Below are 471 nucleotides of genomic sequence, written 5' to 3' on the forward strand. Positions count from 1 at the left end.
GGGTGGGGTGTCGGGCCGTGGCAAGCAAGTCCAGATCGCCGTCGGTATCGAGCCCCCGGCGGTAGCTGCCCGCGATGACAAGCTGCTCCACCGTGCCGCTTGCCTGCAGGTAGCGCATCAGGGCTTCGGCGCATGGTTTGGCGACGACAAGCCCGTAGCGTCGATGGCGCTCCAGGCGCGCATTGGTGGCCTCCAGCAAGCGCAGCTCGCTCTGCGCGCCAAAGCCGGGCAGTTCTCGAATCTGATGCGTGGCCGCCGCCCTGGCCAGTTCATCCAATGTGGTAATCCCCAGTTCGTGCTGCAGCATGCGGGCCCGCTTCGGGCCGAGCCCCGGCAACTGAAGGAGCTGCACCATGGACTGCGGGACCTCTCCACGTACCCGGACGAGCATGGCGCAGGTGCCTGTTTCAACAATCTCCCGCATCTTTGCCGCAAGGTCGGTACCGATACCGGGCAGTTCGGTCAGATCTG

General features: G+C 65.6%; 1 protein-coding gene. It reads right to left on the bottom strand.

Translation table 11 applies throughout. From position 1 onward, the window contains the following. A partial coding sequence (locus tag RVY79_RS17325) for a helix-hairpin-helix domain-containing protein (RefSeq protein WP_317465719.1) occupies positions 1-471 on the bottom strand: 471 nt, incomplete at both ends.

The sequence above is a fragment of the Chromohalobacter sp. HP20-39 genome, from assembly GCF_033052815.1.
Lineage (GTDB): Bacteria > Pseudomonadota > Gammaproteobacteria > Pseudomonadales > Halomonadaceae > Chromohalobacter.